Genomic DNA, 15,399 nt, shown 5'->3' with positions numbered 1-15,399 from the left:
CAATATTATTGTAGGAAAGAAACAATGAGTCAATTCATTTGCTTAGACTAGGACAGCCTCTACCTTACATCTAGATATCCATACCTTACAAAATTGTAAGGTTATTGTAAGCTAAAACGATTTGTCAGATTCTTCACCTCTTCTATACTTAATGTAGATACTAAAACGGACGAAAAGGTGATAAATAGATGAAGAAGAAAAATAAAGTGTTAATTACTAGTGTAGTAGCAATCGGAATTGCAGCAGGATCATACTTTGCATTTGCTGGCGGTAGTTCAGAAGTAGCAATGGCATATAGCAGTTATAAAGTTACAGAAAAACAAATTGAAAATGCACAAAAATTTGGCGGCGAAGTAATCCCAAATGGAATTGAAACTATTTCATTCGATCCAACAAAAGGTACGTACGAATTAGCTGTTAAAAAAGGGGATGAAGTGAAAAAAGGTCAGCTCCTGTTTAAATATAATGACCCTACAGCTACACAAGGTGTAACGGAAGCAGAAATGCAAAAAAAAATCGCACAAAAAGAAGTAACATTGTATCAAAAACAAATTGATGCAGCGAAACAAAAATTACAAAAAGATAAAAATGCCGGTCTTCCTCAGGAAGCATTAAAAGCATCGGAAATCGAAGTGCAACAATTAGAATCACAACTTGAAATGAAAAAGTTTGAAGTTGAAAAATCTGATGAAATGATTAAAGCAGCAAAAGAGAAAGTAAATACTCTTACTGTAACAAGCCCTGCTGATGGCGTAATTGATGATATCGTGAAAACTGCTGATGAAAAAACAGGTATGAGCGGCATTACACTTCGTCACGCTGGTCCATTTAAAGTAAAAGGTCAACTTTCTGAATATGAGCTTGCTAGTATGAAAGTTGGGCAAGAAGTAACTGTTTCATCAAAAACTATCGCTGGTAAGACTTGGACAGGAAAAGTAACAGAAATCGGTTCTACACCATTAAAGAGTATGGACGAAAATAAAACTGTTTCTAACTATCAATTCACTGTCACATTAGATAACAGTGAAGAATTACAAAACGGCTTCCACGTTTACGTAACAAGTAAATCTGGCGAAGCAACTGGTACAGTTGTTCCGAAGAGCAGTATTGTGAAAAAAGGAGACAAAAATGTTGTCTTCGTTGTAAAAGATGGTAAGGCGAAAGAACAAGCTGTTACGGTTGAGTTCGAGACAGATAGCGAAGCAAAAGTTGCTGGCTTGAAAAAAGGAGAAGAAATTATCTCTAAACCTGAAAAAGACTTAAAAGATGGTATGGAGGTTGTCGCCCAGTGATTAACTTAAAAAGCATCACGAAATCCTTCCAAAACGGTGCAGAGTCCGTGCAAATTTTACACGGAATTGACGTAACACTAAACCAAGGAGAATTCACTTCCATTATGGGACCATCTGGTTCTGGTAAATCAACTTTAATGAACATTATCGGTTGTTTAGATAAACCAACGACAGGTACGTACGAACTAGCTGGTCAAAACATTTCAAACATGTCTGAAACAGAACTTGCACGTGTTCGTAATAAAGAGATCGGATTTGTATTCCAAAACTTTATGTTACTACCGAGACTGACAGCACTTCAAAATGTAGAACTACCTCTTATTTACGCTGGAGTCGATAAAAAAGAAAGACGTGAGCGCTCATTAGCCGCTTTAACGAAAGTCGGCTTAGCCGATCGTGCTACTCACTTACCGAACGAATTATCAGGTGGACAAAAGCAGCGTGTCGCAGTCGCACGTGCAATCGTAAATAACCCAAAATTCATCTTAGCCGATGAACCAACGGGTGCACTTGATACGAAAACAAGTACACAAATTATGGACCTCTTTTACGAATTAAACAAACAAGGCTCAACAATCATTATGATTACCCACGATCGTGAAATTGGGGAAGCAGCTGCACGCCAAATTGTAATTCGTGACGGAAATATCGTCCAAGATTGGAGAGGTTAATTTTGAACACGAGCGAAAATATACGCATGGCCCTTTCCTCTATCTTTGCTCATAAAATGCGCTCTATCTTAACAATGCTGGGGATTATTATCGGTATTAGCGCTATTATTACTATCATTTCAATGGGTGATGGTACAAACGCAAAGTTTAAAAAAGAATTAGGCCAAGGAAAAGATAATGAAGTAACGATTTTCTACAGCAATCCCGACTTTGGAACAGATAGTGCTAAAATTACAGCTGATATGCTGAAACGTCTTCAAACTGTGCCAGGTGTTAAAGATGTTTATCCAGATGTGAATATGCAAATCAACGCTTCAGCTGGATCAAAAACTACCTCTCTCAACTTAAAAGGTGGAACCGGTAGCTTTATGACAGATGAAAAGCTAAAATTAGTTCATGGTCGTGAATTAAACGATAGTGAATTAAACCAAGCAATTCCTGCGATTATATTAAATGAAGAAGCTTTCAATAAATTGTTTAATAGTTGGGAATCAAATTTATACGCCGATATAAAAGGAAAACCGTATAAAATAGTCGGTGTGTATGAAACAAAAAATGATTTCGGAATGGCTATGGCTGAAGGTTATACATCTATTGAAAACGCTCCTGTCATTTCTGGAGTAACTGAATATGAAACTGTAAAACTAACACTAGTTTCTCCAGCAGAACGTAAAAGTGTAGAAAAACAAGCCGTTTCCGTTTTAAATGAAATGAAAGCTCCTAAATTTGAGCATAAATTTGAAGCGCAAGATATGGGTGACTTTACGAAGCAACTAGACGAATCAATCGGTATGATGAAAATGGTATTCGGTGGTATCGCTGCTATCTCCTTACTTGTTGGTGGTATCGGTGTAATGAACATCATGCTCGTATCTGTAACAGAGCGTACACGTGAGATCGGTATTCGTAAAGCACTTGGTGCAACACGTGGTAAAGTATTAATGCAATTCTTAATTGAATCTTGTATTTTAACGGGACTCGGTGGTTTCATCGGATTCATGCTCGGCATCTTCTTCGCTTGGATCGTCTCAATCTTTGCCGGATGGCCACTTGTTATCTCAAAAGAACTTGGACTTCTTTCAGTAGGTATCTCAATGCTAATCGGTATTGCATTCGGTCTACTACCAGCTAACAAAGCTGCAAAACTTGATCCAATTGAATGTTTACGATATGAATAAATAAAAAAACGTAGGAGTTTGCACTCCTACGTTTTTTTCATGTTTCTTCTATTATATATATTTCACGTACAGCTATCTTTCTATTACTCTTCATTATTTATAAGTACTAAGGCTATTATCGGATCCTATTATTGCAAAAATAATATGTAACAAGCAAAATACAAGGCGTAATTTTTTCCATACTTCGACTGATTTTGTAACAATTATATCGATATTTCACTAGATTTCACCTCATTTATATATTTCTACAGCCAAAAAGATTATTATTCCATAACTATTTTTTCATTCCAACGGTAAAATACACTATTTTTGTAACACTACAGAAAACAATTAGAAATACTACTGAAATATTATTAATGTTATAGAAATTGAAATACTGTTCATTTTGTGTTTAACATGCTCTAATCCCCCAAAAAAACTAGAAGAAACCGCTATCAGGATATTAATGGAATTATTACAGAATATTAACGCTCCGTTACGAAAGCTTTGTAATTCTATGTTTTTCGCAAATAAGAAAATAATGGTTGCTATAATGAGGTCAACGAAAACAAATGCAATGGAGGCTATTATGAAAAAATTTATGGGTATAGCAACAGCAGCGGTTTTTGGTCTTGGGATTTTCGCAACATCTGCTAAAGCAGAAACTATCGTAACGACTGATGTACTGAATGTACGAGAAAACCCAACTACTGAATCAAAAGTTGTCGGAAAATTATTAGACGGATATAAAGTAAATGTTTTACATACAGAAAACGGATGGTCAAAAGTTAAATTAAATAGTGGTAAAGAAGCTTTCATAAGCGCTGACTACACAAAAGACACTTACTACGTAACAGCTGACGTATTAAACGTTCGTTCTGGTGCAAACACAGACTCAGAAATTCTTGGTAAATTGAAAAAAGATGATGTAATCGAAACAACTCACCAAGTACAAAATGATTGGATCCAATTTGAATATAACGGCAAAACAGCTTATGTACATGTTCCTTACTTAACGGGTACAGCACCAGTTAAAGTTCAACCAGCCGTTAAGGTTGAAAAAGTAACGAAAGTTCAAGATACAACTAAAGCTCGTGAAGCAGTTAAAGCCGGGGAGACAGCTGAAGCTCAAGCAAAAGCTACAGCTCAAGAAGCAACTAAAGCTCGTGAAGCGGCTGAAGCTCAAGCAGCAGCTAAAGCTCAGGAGGCAGCTAAAGCTCAAGAAGTAGCTAAAGCTCAAGAAGCGGCTAAAGCTCAAGAAGCGGCTGAAGCTCAAGCAGCAGTTAAAGCCGAGGAAGCAGCTAAAGCTCGTGAAGCAGCTAAAGCTCAGGCAGAAGCTGAAGCTCAAGCAGCAGTTAAAGCCGAGGAAGCAGCTAAAGCTCGTGAAGCGGCTGAAGCTCAAGCAGCAGCTGAAGCTCGTGAAGCAGCTAAGGCTCAAGCAGCGGCTGAGGCTCGTGAAGCAGCTAAGGCTCAAGAAACAGCTAATGCTCGTGAAGCGGCTAAAACTCAAAAACCAGCTACACAACAACCTGTTGCAAAAGAAACTGAAACAAGTGCACCATCATCTTCTCGTGAATTCCAAGTTGTAGCAACAGCTTACACAGCAGATCCACTTGAAAATGGTTACAAAGCAGGAGATCAAGTAAAATCAGCTATGGGTCATAACTTAACAGCTAATCCAAACATGAAACTAATTGCGGTTGATCCAAGTGTCATTCCATTAGGTTCAAAAGTATGGGTTGAAGGTTACGGAGTAGCAATCGCTGGTGATACTGGTGGCGCTATTAAAGGAAATAAAATTGACGTTTTAATGCCAGATAAAGGCACATCAAGTAACTGGGGACGTCAAACAGTTACAGTGAAAATTTTAAACTAATTGCTATATAAAAGAGTCAGTCTCAACGTGAGGCTGACTCTTTTTTTATGAATCTACCATCTCCTTCTCTCCCGTCCAAGCTAAATCTATCCCTTTGAATTCTATATACGATAGATTACTATTTCAACAGAAAAAAGAGGACACCATAGCATCCTCTCCTACCTCTCCTATTCCACACAAGTAAATTGCGTCCAAGCTCCTACATAAAGGAAAAACAGTTCCTCTTCCGCAATTGTACCGATGATATTTCTTCCACTCATCTATCGGCAGTTCTTTCAAGATGATTTGTAGTTCACCTTTATACTTTCCGAACGAGTTACTACCAATTACAACCTGCTCTCTCTCCTGCAGCACGCTTTCACGTACTGGGAAGTCTTCGTTGATACATATAAATGGCTCGCTAAAAAGCTCAATTTAACATTGATTTCTCTTCTAACAACCCCTCTAAAATAGAATTTAATCGCTGATGCACTTTGTCATAGCTCTTTACTTTCTCTATTTCTTTAATGTAAATCCAAATTTATCCCATGCTTGTAAATAGTCTAATAAGAAAATCTCTTCCTCTACAATTCGACCAACTACATTTGTTTTCCCTGTATTCACCATATCTTTTAATGCGATTTGTAATTCACCTTTATACTGACCATATTGCTCATTATCAATTAACAGATCACCACGCTTAATTTCACGCGTATTATGAGGTTTGAACTCTTCTTTTTTATATTTCACACGACTTTGTGTAGAGCGAATCATATATTCAGACACATCTCCGCGATAAAAATGCGGTTCATCTAACACAATAATTCTTTCTAATTCTGTCGTTGTATCATATAGTCCTATATCAAATGTTTGTTTCTCTTTATTTAATGCACCTAGCGCTTGTAATTCTTCTTCTGAAGCATACGCATTCGCAATAATAACATCATCAATTAATTCTGTTGCAAACAAGTGCTTCGCCTGTGTTGTCATCGGTAATTCACGATGCTGCTCTAGTGTACATAATCCTTCTGTTACTGGCCAAGGTCCATATGTTGCATCAAATGATGAAATAAATGCAGCTGTTCTCATGCCGTAATCTTTAAATTGTTTCGAGCATTTAATGAAATGATCATACGATAATCCTGAATAACGGTGCGGATAAAAGTTATGACAACCAATTAAATTCTCACGATTTGGTCTATAACTTATAATGTTATCTGCGTATTTCGTGCCGTTACTCATATTAATCTCAATTTTCAAACCATATGGATTGTGCGTCATAATTGATTCTTCTAATCCTGAGAAACCAACATCTAAACGAATACCGTACGCACCTAGCTCATGGAAGAACGATAAATCATTATACGAAATACCTAGTTGCTCAAAAACAGATGGACTAATATCAACTAACACCTGGAACCCTAATGCATTCGCATGAGAGATCGTTTCTTTAAACTCTTCTACTATTTTCTCTTTTTCCCCATCCACAGATAGTAAACATGTGAATACACGTGTAAATCCGTATTTACTTGCTAACGTTAAATACTCCTTATCTTTCTCTACTGTTGAATGTTCTGGATAAATAGAAATACCTAATCGTCTCATATGTACACGCCTCTTTCTTCATCATTTTGTAAACCTTTTCAAATGTATGTAGTGAAAAAGTATATCTCCCCTTCTCATTCACTACCTTTTGAATCCGCTTTCTTTAAAGAAAAAACAATTTCTATCATTCCTAACAACTACAAGTCTATACATCTATACTTTACATCTTTTTTTCATAGTTGTGTAGCTTTTACACAAATTTGTCAGTTTTTTACCTTAAAAATTGTTATCCGTTTTCAAGACACCTTCCTTGACTGCTACGTTGACCAATACATATACTCAAAAGAAAAGAGAAAACTTTTATATAGGGGATGAATATATGGGAGAAGCAATACTCGTAAAGCGAGAACCGTTATGGACAAAGGAGTTTGTTGCGCTAATTCTAGCAAACTTATGTATGTTTTTAGGGTTTCAAATGTTAATTCCAACCTTGCCTGTTTATGTGAAAGAAATTGGTGGCACAAGTTCCAATATCGGATTTGTTGTCGGCATGTTTACCGTTGCGGCACTTTTTGTTAGACCGTTAACTGGAAATGCCTTGCAGAAATTCAATAAAAAAATTATTTTAATGATCGGTACTGCTATTTGTTTACTTGCTATGGGCAGTTACCTTTTCGCCTCCACCATCTTTCTCTTGCTTGCCGTTCGTATTTTACACGGAGCTGGTTTCGGCATCACAACGACTACATATGGAACTGTCGTTTCTGATTTAATTCCAGCAGCTCGTCGCGGAGAAGGCATGGGATATTTTGGCCTTTCTGGAACAATTGCAATGGCTCTCGGTCCATTAATCGGACTATGGCTTATGCAAACATATAATTTCAACGTTCTATTTTTATGTGCGCTCTCATGCACAATCATTTCATTAATACTAACAAAACTACTTCAAATCAAAAAAACGAAACAACCACCAAAGCAATCATCTGGTACATTTCTCGATGGATTTATTGAACGTAAAGCTTTACTTCCTTCATTATTAATATTATGTATTACATTAATGTACGGAGGAATCGGAAGCTTTATCACACTATTCGCTACAGAAGTCGGTATTGCTGATATTAGTCTCTTCTTTTTGTGTAACGCACTTGCGATTGCTGTGACACGTCCATTTTCCGGAAAACTATATGATGCAAAAGGCCATACATTCGTTATCATTCCAGGGGTTATTATAACGTTTATAGGCATTATTTTATTGTCATATACGACTACAATTCCAAGCTTAATTATTGCGGCAGCGTGTTACGGAAGTGGTTTTGGAGCAATTCAACCTGCACTACAAGCATGGATGATTGACCGAGTAGCACCGCACCGACGAGGAGTTGCAACAGCTACATTCTTCTCCGCATTTGACCTTGGAATTGGCGCTGGAGCGATTATGTTTGGATTCATTGCACACTTTACAAACTATGCAACAGTATATCGTTATTCCTCGCTATTACTTATCGCTTTTCTTTTCATTTACATCACAAGCTTACGGAAGCAAAAACAGGGGGATAAAACAAACGAAAAAGCCGTTGGGTAATGTTAATTCGTTCTTTTTCAAATTACTTAAACTAAAAAAATCATATATACACAAACAAAAAAGCAGTGGATTCTAAAAAAATCACACTGCTTTTTTCATTATATTGAAAGGTGAACCGCTGTTCTATTTATTCATGTTTTTCGTATGATATTAATATATAGAACGAATTGGAGGAAACTTAATGAAAGCAATAATGTACACAAAATACGGTCCCCCTGACGTTCTCCAACTGAAAGAGGTAGAGAAACCTACTCCTAAAGAAAACGAAATACTAGTAAAAATAAAAGCGACAACCGTAACAACAGGAGATATTCGTTCAAGAAGTTTTACGGTTCCCTCTTCTGTTTGGCTACCTGCTCGAATCGCACTTGGTTTCAAACAACCGAAAAAACAAATACTAGGAATGGAATTAGCTGGTGAAGTTGAATCAGTGGGAAAAAACGTTACGCGTTTTAAAGCAGGAGACCAAGTTTTTGCTGCTACCCAAGCAAATTTCGGTTCTTATGCTGAGTATATTTGTATATCTGAAGATGGACCAGTATGCACGAAGCCCTCCAATATAACCTATGAAGAAGCTGCAGCCATTCCAATTGGAGCACGTACAGCCTTATTTTTCCTAAGGAAAGCTAATGTTCGAAGCGGCCAAAACGTTCTTATTTACGGAGCTTCTGGAAGTGTCGGAAGTTATGCAGTACAAATTTCCAAGTATTTCGGCGCAAAAGTTACAGGGGTGTGCAGTAACTCAAATTTAGAATTAGTAAAATCTCTAGGAGCTGACGAAGTAATTGATTACACCACAAAAAATTTTTCTACTACAGACGAAACTTATGATGTTATCTTTGAAGCAGTAAATAAGAGCTCCTTTTCAGATTGTATTAACATGTTAAAAAAGGATGGTACCTATATAAATATCGTTGAACCGTTACCAAGCGCCCAAATGCTATGGACTAAATTAACAAGTCAAAAAAGACTTATATTAAGTCAAAATGTACCTGAAACTTCCGAAGCATTAGATTTTCTTAAAGAACTTGTAGAGAACAATAAGATAAAAGTGGTCATCGATAGACAATATACTTTTGAGGAAATTATTGAAGCTCACATATATGTTGAAGAAGGACACAAGAAGGGAAATGTCGTCATTAATGTGCAAGATAACGGACATTAATGCTAAAAGAAAAACGCCTCACCTAGTTTTTTACAATACGACGTACTCAGACTTTTTCAACATAAAAAACCAGGGCAAATTCATATGCGAATTGCTCTTTTTTATTGTTGTAAGTAATTCAATCTTTTTTCACTTTCATTTAATACATTCATTTCACACCTCCCCTACATATTTTTCTAACTTTAATCAAAAAATATGCAAAGAACCATCATTATAAATAAGGTGAAATTTTACTTAGCCCATCCAATTTTGATAGTTTACCTCTCCTATTTTTACTATCCACAAATAGTGTTACAAATGCGACTTCTTTACAAACTGATTAGATATATCATCAAAAAAACCAATTAAATACAGCTGTTTCTTTAAAGAATTGTAAACTTTTCACCTCTTTGTAAATTTAGTGTAAATTTTACTAGCAAACCGTTTACAGTGTCTCAAGGTTTAGTTAATAATTACATCGTACATGAAATTTAAGGAGTGGAATGCGTGGAATATAATATTCAAGATATGATCTTCCAGTTCATTGGTGGATTAGGTATTTTCTTATTCGGGATTAAATACATGGGCGATGGACTGCAACAAGCAGCTGGAGATCGTCTTCGCGATATTCTAGATCGCTTTACAACAAACCCACTTATGGGTGTACTAGCAGGTATGTTAGTTACTGTATTAATCCAATCAAGTTCAGGAACAACCGCTTTAACAGTCGGACTTGTAAGTGCCGGATTTATGACATTAAGACAAGCAATTGGTGTTATTATGGGCGCGAACATCGGAACAACAGTTACTGCATTTATTATCGGAATTAAAATCGGAGAATACGCTCTTCCAATTATGGCAGTTGGAGCTATCTTACTATTCTTCTTTAAAAATAAAAAAGTACATTCTTTAGGTCAAGTTATATTCGGTTTTGGTATGTTATTCTTCGGTTTAGAATTAATGAGCTCAGGAATGAAACCTCTTCGCTCTTTAGAATCATTCCAAGAACTAACGGTTAGCATGAGTGATAACCCATTTTTAGGTATTGTTGTCGGTACAGTCTTCACTTTAGTTGTACAAAGTTCAAGTGCGACAATCGGTATTTTGCAAGAACTATTCGGTCAAGGTGCAATCGATTTACAAGCTGCCCTTCCTGTATTATTCGGTGATAATATCGGTACAACAATTACAGCTGTATTAGCAGCAATCGGTACTTCTATTGCAGCAAGACGTGCAGCATTAGTTCACGTTATCTTTAATATCGTCGGCACGGTTATCTTTACGATTTTATTAGTACCATTTACAAATTTAATTCAATATTTCCAAACGTCATTAAACTTAAATCCAGAAATGACAATCGCATTTGCCCACGGAACATTTAACGTAACAAATGCAATTATTCAATTCCCATTCATCGCTGTATTAGCATGGATTGTAACAAAACTTATTCGCGGCGAAGATTCTGCTATTGATTTCAAACCGCAACATTTAAATCCAATCTTTATTGAACAATCTCCTGCTATCGCACTAACAGAAGCGCAAAAAGAAATTGTTCGTATGGCTGAGTTTTCATTATATGGATTAAAAGAAGCAAACCAATTTTTAAATACACAAGACAAAAAACACGCTAACATGGCTACTCAATTAGAAGGAGCTATTAACAATTTAGATAAAAAAATTACCGAGTATTTAGTTTTACTATCAGAAAAACCACTTTCATCTACAGATTCTGAAAAACATTCTGTTCTAGCAGGTGTTGTCGGAGATATTGAACGTGTTGGTGATCATGTAGAAAACCTTGTAGAACTTGTAGATTTCCAAATTTCAAACCGTGTTTCACTATCAGATGAAGCACTAGCTGAATTAAATGAAATGCTTGAATTAACAATTTCAACATTACAAGATGCAATCGATGCTTTAACAAACTTTGACACTGAACTAGCACAAACAGTTATTGCAAAAGAACGCAAAATTGACCAAATGGAACGTGTCCTTCGTAAACGTCACGTATTACGTCTAAACGAACGCAGCTGTTCAGGCGATGCAAGTATCATCTTCGTTGATATGGTAAGTAACTTAGAGCGTATTGGTGATCACGCTGTAAATATCGCTGACGGTGTTTTAGGCGAACAAGGAAAAATCAATTTAAAACAATCATTATAAATAAGAAAAGAGACGCTAAAAATCGCGTCTCTTTTCTTATTTCATTTTTACAATTGTTCTTCCTTTTAGCTTTCCGTGCAATATAAGTGTAAACTTCTCATCTAATTCTTCTAATGTACATTCTTCTATATAAGATAGTAACTCTTTGTTTTTCCACTCATTCGCTAATAATGTCCACACTTCTCTTCTCACATCTACCGGACATTGTACGGAATCTATCCCTATAAGGCTAATGCCTCGTAAAATAAACGGATATACTGTTGTGTGTAATTCATGCCCTGCCACATTTCCACATGTCGTTACACAACCGTCATATCGCACCAATTTCAAAGCTGTTTCGAGCATCTTTCCGCCTACAGTATCAATAACCCCAGCGTATATCCCTTTAAGCATCGGTCTTCCTGATTCATCATTCAATTCCGCGCGGCGAATCACCTTTTTTGCTCCTAAACGTAGTAACATCTCTTCTTCTTCCATTTTCCCAGTTGCTCCTACTACGTTAAATCCTAACTTACTTAAAATACTAACAGCTACACTACCTACGCCGCCTGTAGCACCCGTTACTAAAACATCTCCCATACTAGGCGTAATTCCTGCTCCAATAAGCTTATATGCCGATAACGCCGCTGTAAAACCTGCCGTCCCATACATCATACTTTCCTTTAAAGACATTCCTTCTGGCAAAGGAATGATCCACGACGATGGTACACGAATATATTCACCGAAACCACCAGAAGTATTCATACCTAAATCATATCCCGTTACAATGACTTGATCTCCTATCTTAAAGGAGTCATCTTCACTACTCACAACTTCTCCCACCGCATCAATTCCTGGCGTATGAGGATATGTTCTCGTAACACCTCTATTCCCAGTAGCTGAAAGGGCGTCTTTATAATTTAATGAAGAATAATGAACCCGTATTAGTACATCTCCCTCAGGTAAACTACTTACTTCTCTCTCAACAACTTTTCTTTCAAACTGATGATTTTTTGTTTCGTTCACAACAATTGCTCGGAATGATGTATGATTCATTATGCTCTTTCTCCTTTATCCGTAAAATTCTTCTTTATTATATAGAAAAAATAAAGAAGAATACCCATTTCTTCTTGGCTATATTCCAACAAATCTTACTTCTCTATCACTTTCTCACAATACATATTTTCATTTCTACTAAAAAAACATATACTTATTCTACATCTGAAAAATAACATATAGAAAATCTGACTTTTTATAAATAAATTGAATTTTTACGAAATGTAAATGATTTGTAATGTTTTTTTTCGCTAAATTTCATTATAATAAGTGGATGTGAGTGTCGTATTTCAATCCAAATGAAGGAGTACAAGAAATGGAGCAAAACCCATCTTTGCAAGAAAATACACGCAATAAACCGAAAAAAAGTAAGAAAAAAACAAAAATTATTATAAGCGTTATTCTATTCTTTTTAATAGTAGGTGGCGGTTATACTTGGTTTTTAGTAAATAAAGCAGATTCTGCTATGCGAAATGCCGCACACGATTTAGCGCGCGGTGATAAATCTGATTTACGTGATAAAGCTGTAAAACCTATTACGAATAATGTCTCTGTCTTAATAATGGGTGTTGATGAAAGCGATGTCCGAGGAAAAGAGTATGGTGAAGCTATAAGAACAGATGCGCTATTACTTGCAACGTTTAATAAAGATAGCAAAACTGTGAAACTATTAAGTATTCCACGAGACACATATACTTATATTCCAGTTGAAAAGAAAAAAGATAAAATAACACACGCTCATGCATACGGTTCTGCTAAGAACGGCAAAAACGGTGGACCACAAGCAAGCATTGATGCAGTTGAAAAATTAATGAATGTTCCTGTCGATTACTTTGTAAAATTTAACTTTAAATCATTTATAAAAATTGTCGATGACTTAGGTGGTATTGAAGTTGATGTACCAGTTGAATTTACTGAGCAAGATAGCAATGATACTGCTGAGGCAATTCACCTGAAAAAAGGTGTTCAAAAGTTAAATGGCGAAGAGGCTCTTGCTCTTGCTAGAACAAGGCACATCGATAGTGATGCGATGCGTGGTCAACGTCAGCAACTTGTCATTGAAGCAATTTTAAAGAAACTAACAAGCGTTGGGTCTGTAACAAAAGTTGGAAACATCATTGATGATATTAACGGACAATTCGTTACAAACTTAACATTCGATGATATGCTTTCATTCTATAAATATGGATCGGATTCAGAAATTGAGAAATTACAACTTCAAGGTGAAGACTGCTATATGGCAAAAGGTGATGATACATGTAGCAAATCTGCTGGCGGCGGCCGAACATATTACTACAATCCGGATCAAAAAGAATTAGCAAAGGTTACGAACGAACTTCGTACTCACCTTGGACTACCTGCATATACAAAAAATGACTCTGATTCAAAAAATACAAGTTCAGAGAAAACAAAAGAATCTAATTCTGAAAACACAAGCTCAGAGAAAACGAAAGAATCTGATTCTGAAAATACGAGCGAACACGAATCAAGCAACAATGAAGTAAAAAATAAAAATAGTAATGAAGATACAGAAACATCATCTAATGAAAATGAATAATATAGAAGCAGTGCTCTATGGAGGTAGAGCACTGCTTCTTTTTATTCCTTCAAAATTAAAAATCAGAACTTTCTAACTATCTTTTTTAATATTTTTAAATTATAATAAATGATAGTAATCTATTCCAATTACCAGGGGGCTCATACATATGAAAGCTGCAGTAAAACATAACATTTCAGATTTTAAAGACTACTTAAAATCAAACGATATATACATGGAAGAAAATATAGATGAAAATGATGGTTCTGTACATTTTTCAGTAGGATTAGAAACAGAAGCTGGCGCAAAAATTCAACTTATCGCTGCTTTCGAAAACGAAAATCCTACTGTGGATATATACTGCTTCAATGTTGCTCATGTACCTGATGAAACATCAACAAATGACATTTTACATGTCATCAATGAATTAAACACATCTTATCGATTTGCAAAATTCACACTAAACAAGCAAAATGCAATTGATATTTCAACATCTCTTGCATTCTCAGAACCAAACTTTAATCCAGCACTTGTCTTTGAACATACGAGAATGCTGTATAAGTTAGCACATGACGAATATAAAAACTTAATGAAAGTTATTTGGGCATAAATAAAAGGATGGGCTGCAAGCAGCGCCATCCTTTTTACTTCAATATCATATCAATCCACATCTTAACAGCAGTACCTACAATTAAAATCGATAACATATATTGCAGTACTTTTTGATTCATCCTTTTACCGACTCGTGCCCCAAGCGGCGCAGCAAAGATGCTGGCAACCGCAATAATAAGAGCTGGAATCATAACTACTTGCCCAGTAATCACTTTTCCTGTAGTAATTCCTATGGACGAAATAAACGTGACTGCAATTGATGTTGCAATCGTCGCCCGTATCGGTAACTTTAAAATAACTAGCATAATCGGCACTAATAGGAAAGAACCTCCAGCTCCTATAATGCCTGAAGCTCCCCCTACAACGAACGCTAACAAGCTTGCTAACCATTTATTATATTTCACGTCGCCACTATTATTTTGCTTCGGCACAAACATCATTATAGCCGCAATAGTTGCTAATACTGTATAAACAACATTTACAGCATGTTCATTTAATAGATTTGCGCCAAAACTCCCTATGAAACTTCCTATTAATATACTAGCGCCCATATACACAACTAGCGTTTTATCCATATCATTGCTTTTCCGATAGGCCCATGCGCCTGCAAAAGTTGCAAAGAATACTTGTACCGCTGTAATACCGCTCACCTCATGTGACGTATAGCCAGTAAATCCTAGCAGTACTGGAATATATAAGATCATCGGATAATTAATAATCGCGCCGCCAATCCCAACCATTCCTGATATAAACGATCCTACAAACCCAATTATAAAAAGTAATACAACTAAACTCACCTTATGTCC

12 protein-coding genes and 1 pseudogene are annotated in these 15,399 nt (G+C 36.1%); 9 read left to right on the top strand and 4 right to left on the bottom strand.

The window, feature by feature from the left end; all coding sequences use genetic code 11:
* Positions 1-188: 188 nt before the first annotated feature.
* The 4 genes from COI75_RS18505 to entC all read left to right on the top strand — a co-directional run bounded on the left by COI75_RS18505 (position 189) and on the right by entC (position 4,996).
* Positions 189-1,292, top strand: a complete 1,104-nt coding sequence (locus tag COI75_RS18505; RefSeq protein ID WP_000728841.1) for an efflux RND transporter periplasmic adaptor subunit — start codon at positions 189-191, stop codon at positions 1,290-1,292.
* The gene (locus tag COI75_RS18500; RefSeq protein WP_000609129.1) at positions 1,289-1,963 is read left to right on the top strand and encodes an ABC transporter ATP-binding protein; all 675 of its coding nucleotides are present in this window, start codon (positions 1,289-1,291) and stop codon (positions 1,961-1,963) included. Before COI75_RS18505 ends, COI75_RS18500 begins: the two co-directional genes overlap by 4 nt.
* Positions 1,964-1,989: 26 nt before the next feature.
* Positions 1,990-3,141, top strand: coding sequence for an ABC transporter permease (locus tag COI75_RS18495; protein ID WP_420042270.1), 1,152 nt, complete (start codon positions 1,990-1,992; stop codon positions 3,139-3,141).
* A 445-nt stretch (positions 3,142-3,586) separates the two neighbouring features.
* The gene (entC, locus tag COI75_RS18490) at positions 3,587-4,996 is read left to right on the top strand and encodes a cell wall-binding protein EntC (protein ID WP_141535138.1); all 1,410 of its coding nucleotides are present in this window, start codon (positions 3,587-3,589) and stop codon (positions 4,994-4,996) included.
* Between the two features lie 167 nt (positions 4,997-5,163).
* Here the strand turns inward: entC and COI75_RS18485 are convergent.
* Together COI75_RS18485 and COI75_RS18480 are read right to left on the bottom strand one after the other, a co-directional pair.
* Positions 5,164-5,371, bottom strand: a pseudogene (locus tag COI75_RS18485) (phospho-sugar glycosidase domain-containing protein); the annotation flags it as partial.
* 120 nt (positions 5,372-5,491) lie between these two features.
* A complete protein-coding gene (locus tag COI75_RS18480; protein WP_001253366.1) occupies positions 5,492-6,580 on the bottom strand; it encodes a DUF871 domain-containing protein in 1,089 nt (362 codons plus the stop codon).
* 319 nt (positions 6,581-6,899) lie between these two features.
* Here COI75_RS18480 and COI75_RS18470 point away from each other — a divergent pair, with 319 nt between their 5' ends.
* From COI75_RS18470 to COI75_RS18460, 3 genes are all read left to right on the top strand, one after another.
* Positions 6,900-8,102, top strand: coding sequence for an MFS transporter (locus tag COI75_RS18470; RefSeq protein WP_000503258.1), 1,203 nt, complete (start codon positions 6,900-6,902; stop codon positions 8,100-8,102).
* A gap of 181 nt (positions 8,103-8,283) precedes the next feature.
* Positions 8,284-9,267 carry an NAD(P)-dependent alcohol dehydrogenase gene (locus COI75_RS18465; protein WP_000644384.1) on the top strand — a complete coding sequence of 328 codons (984 nt, stop codon included), beginning with the start codon at positions 8,284-8,286 and terminating at the stop codon, positions 9,265-9,267.
* Positions 9,268-9,753: 486 nt separating this feature from the next.
* Positions 9,754-11,409 carry a Na/Pi cotransporter family protein gene (locus COI75_RS18460; protein ID WP_000456189.1) on the top strand — a complete coding sequence of 552 codons (1,656 nt, stop codon included), beginning with the start codon at positions 9,754-9,756 and terminating at the stop codon, positions 11,407-11,409.
* Positions 11,410-11,445: 36 nt separating this feature from the next.
* Here the strand turns inward: COI75_RS18460 and COI75_RS18455 are convergent, their stop codons facing one another.
* Entirely contained in the window at positions 11,446-12,444 is a 999-nt protein-coding gene (locus tag COI75_RS18455; protein WP_001016999.1) for a YhdH/YhfP family quinone oxidoreductase, read from the bottom strand.
* 280 nt (positions 12,445-12,724) lie between these two features.
* Here COI75_RS18455 and COI75_RS18450 point away from each other — a divergent pair, with 280 nt between their 5' ends.
* On the top strand, positions 12,725-14,002 hold the full coding sequence (locus COI75_RS18450; RefSeq protein ID WP_000120073.1) for an LCP family protein: 1,278 nt from the start codon (positions 12,725-12,727) through the stop codon (positions 14,000-14,002).
* A 148-nt stretch (positions 14,003-14,150) separates the two neighbouring features.
* Positions 14,151-14,591 carry a hypothetical protein gene (locus tag COI75_RS18445; protein ID WP_000642357.1) on the top strand — a complete coding sequence of 147 codons (441 nt, stop codon included), beginning with the start codon at positions 14,151-14,153 and terminating at the stop codon, positions 14,589-14,591.
* Positions 14,592-14,625: 34 nt separating this feature from the next.
* Here COI75_RS18445 and COI75_RS18440 read toward each other — a convergent pair whose 3' ends face one another.
* Positions 14,626-15,390 carry a sulfite exporter TauE/SafE family protein gene (locus COI75_RS18440; protein ID WP_000060748.1) on the bottom strand — a complete coding sequence of 255 codons (765 nt, stop codon included), beginning with the start codon at positions 15,388-15,390 and terminating at the stop codon, positions 14,626-14,628.
* Positions 15,391-15,399 lie beyond the last annotated feature (9 nt).

Source organism: Bacillus cereus, from assembly GCF_002564555.1.
Lineage (GTDB): Bacteria > Bacillota > Bacilli > Bacillales > Bacillaceae_G > Bacillus_A > Bacillus_A cereus_K.
This window is presented reverse-complemented; position numbering and strand designations above follow the sequence as displayed.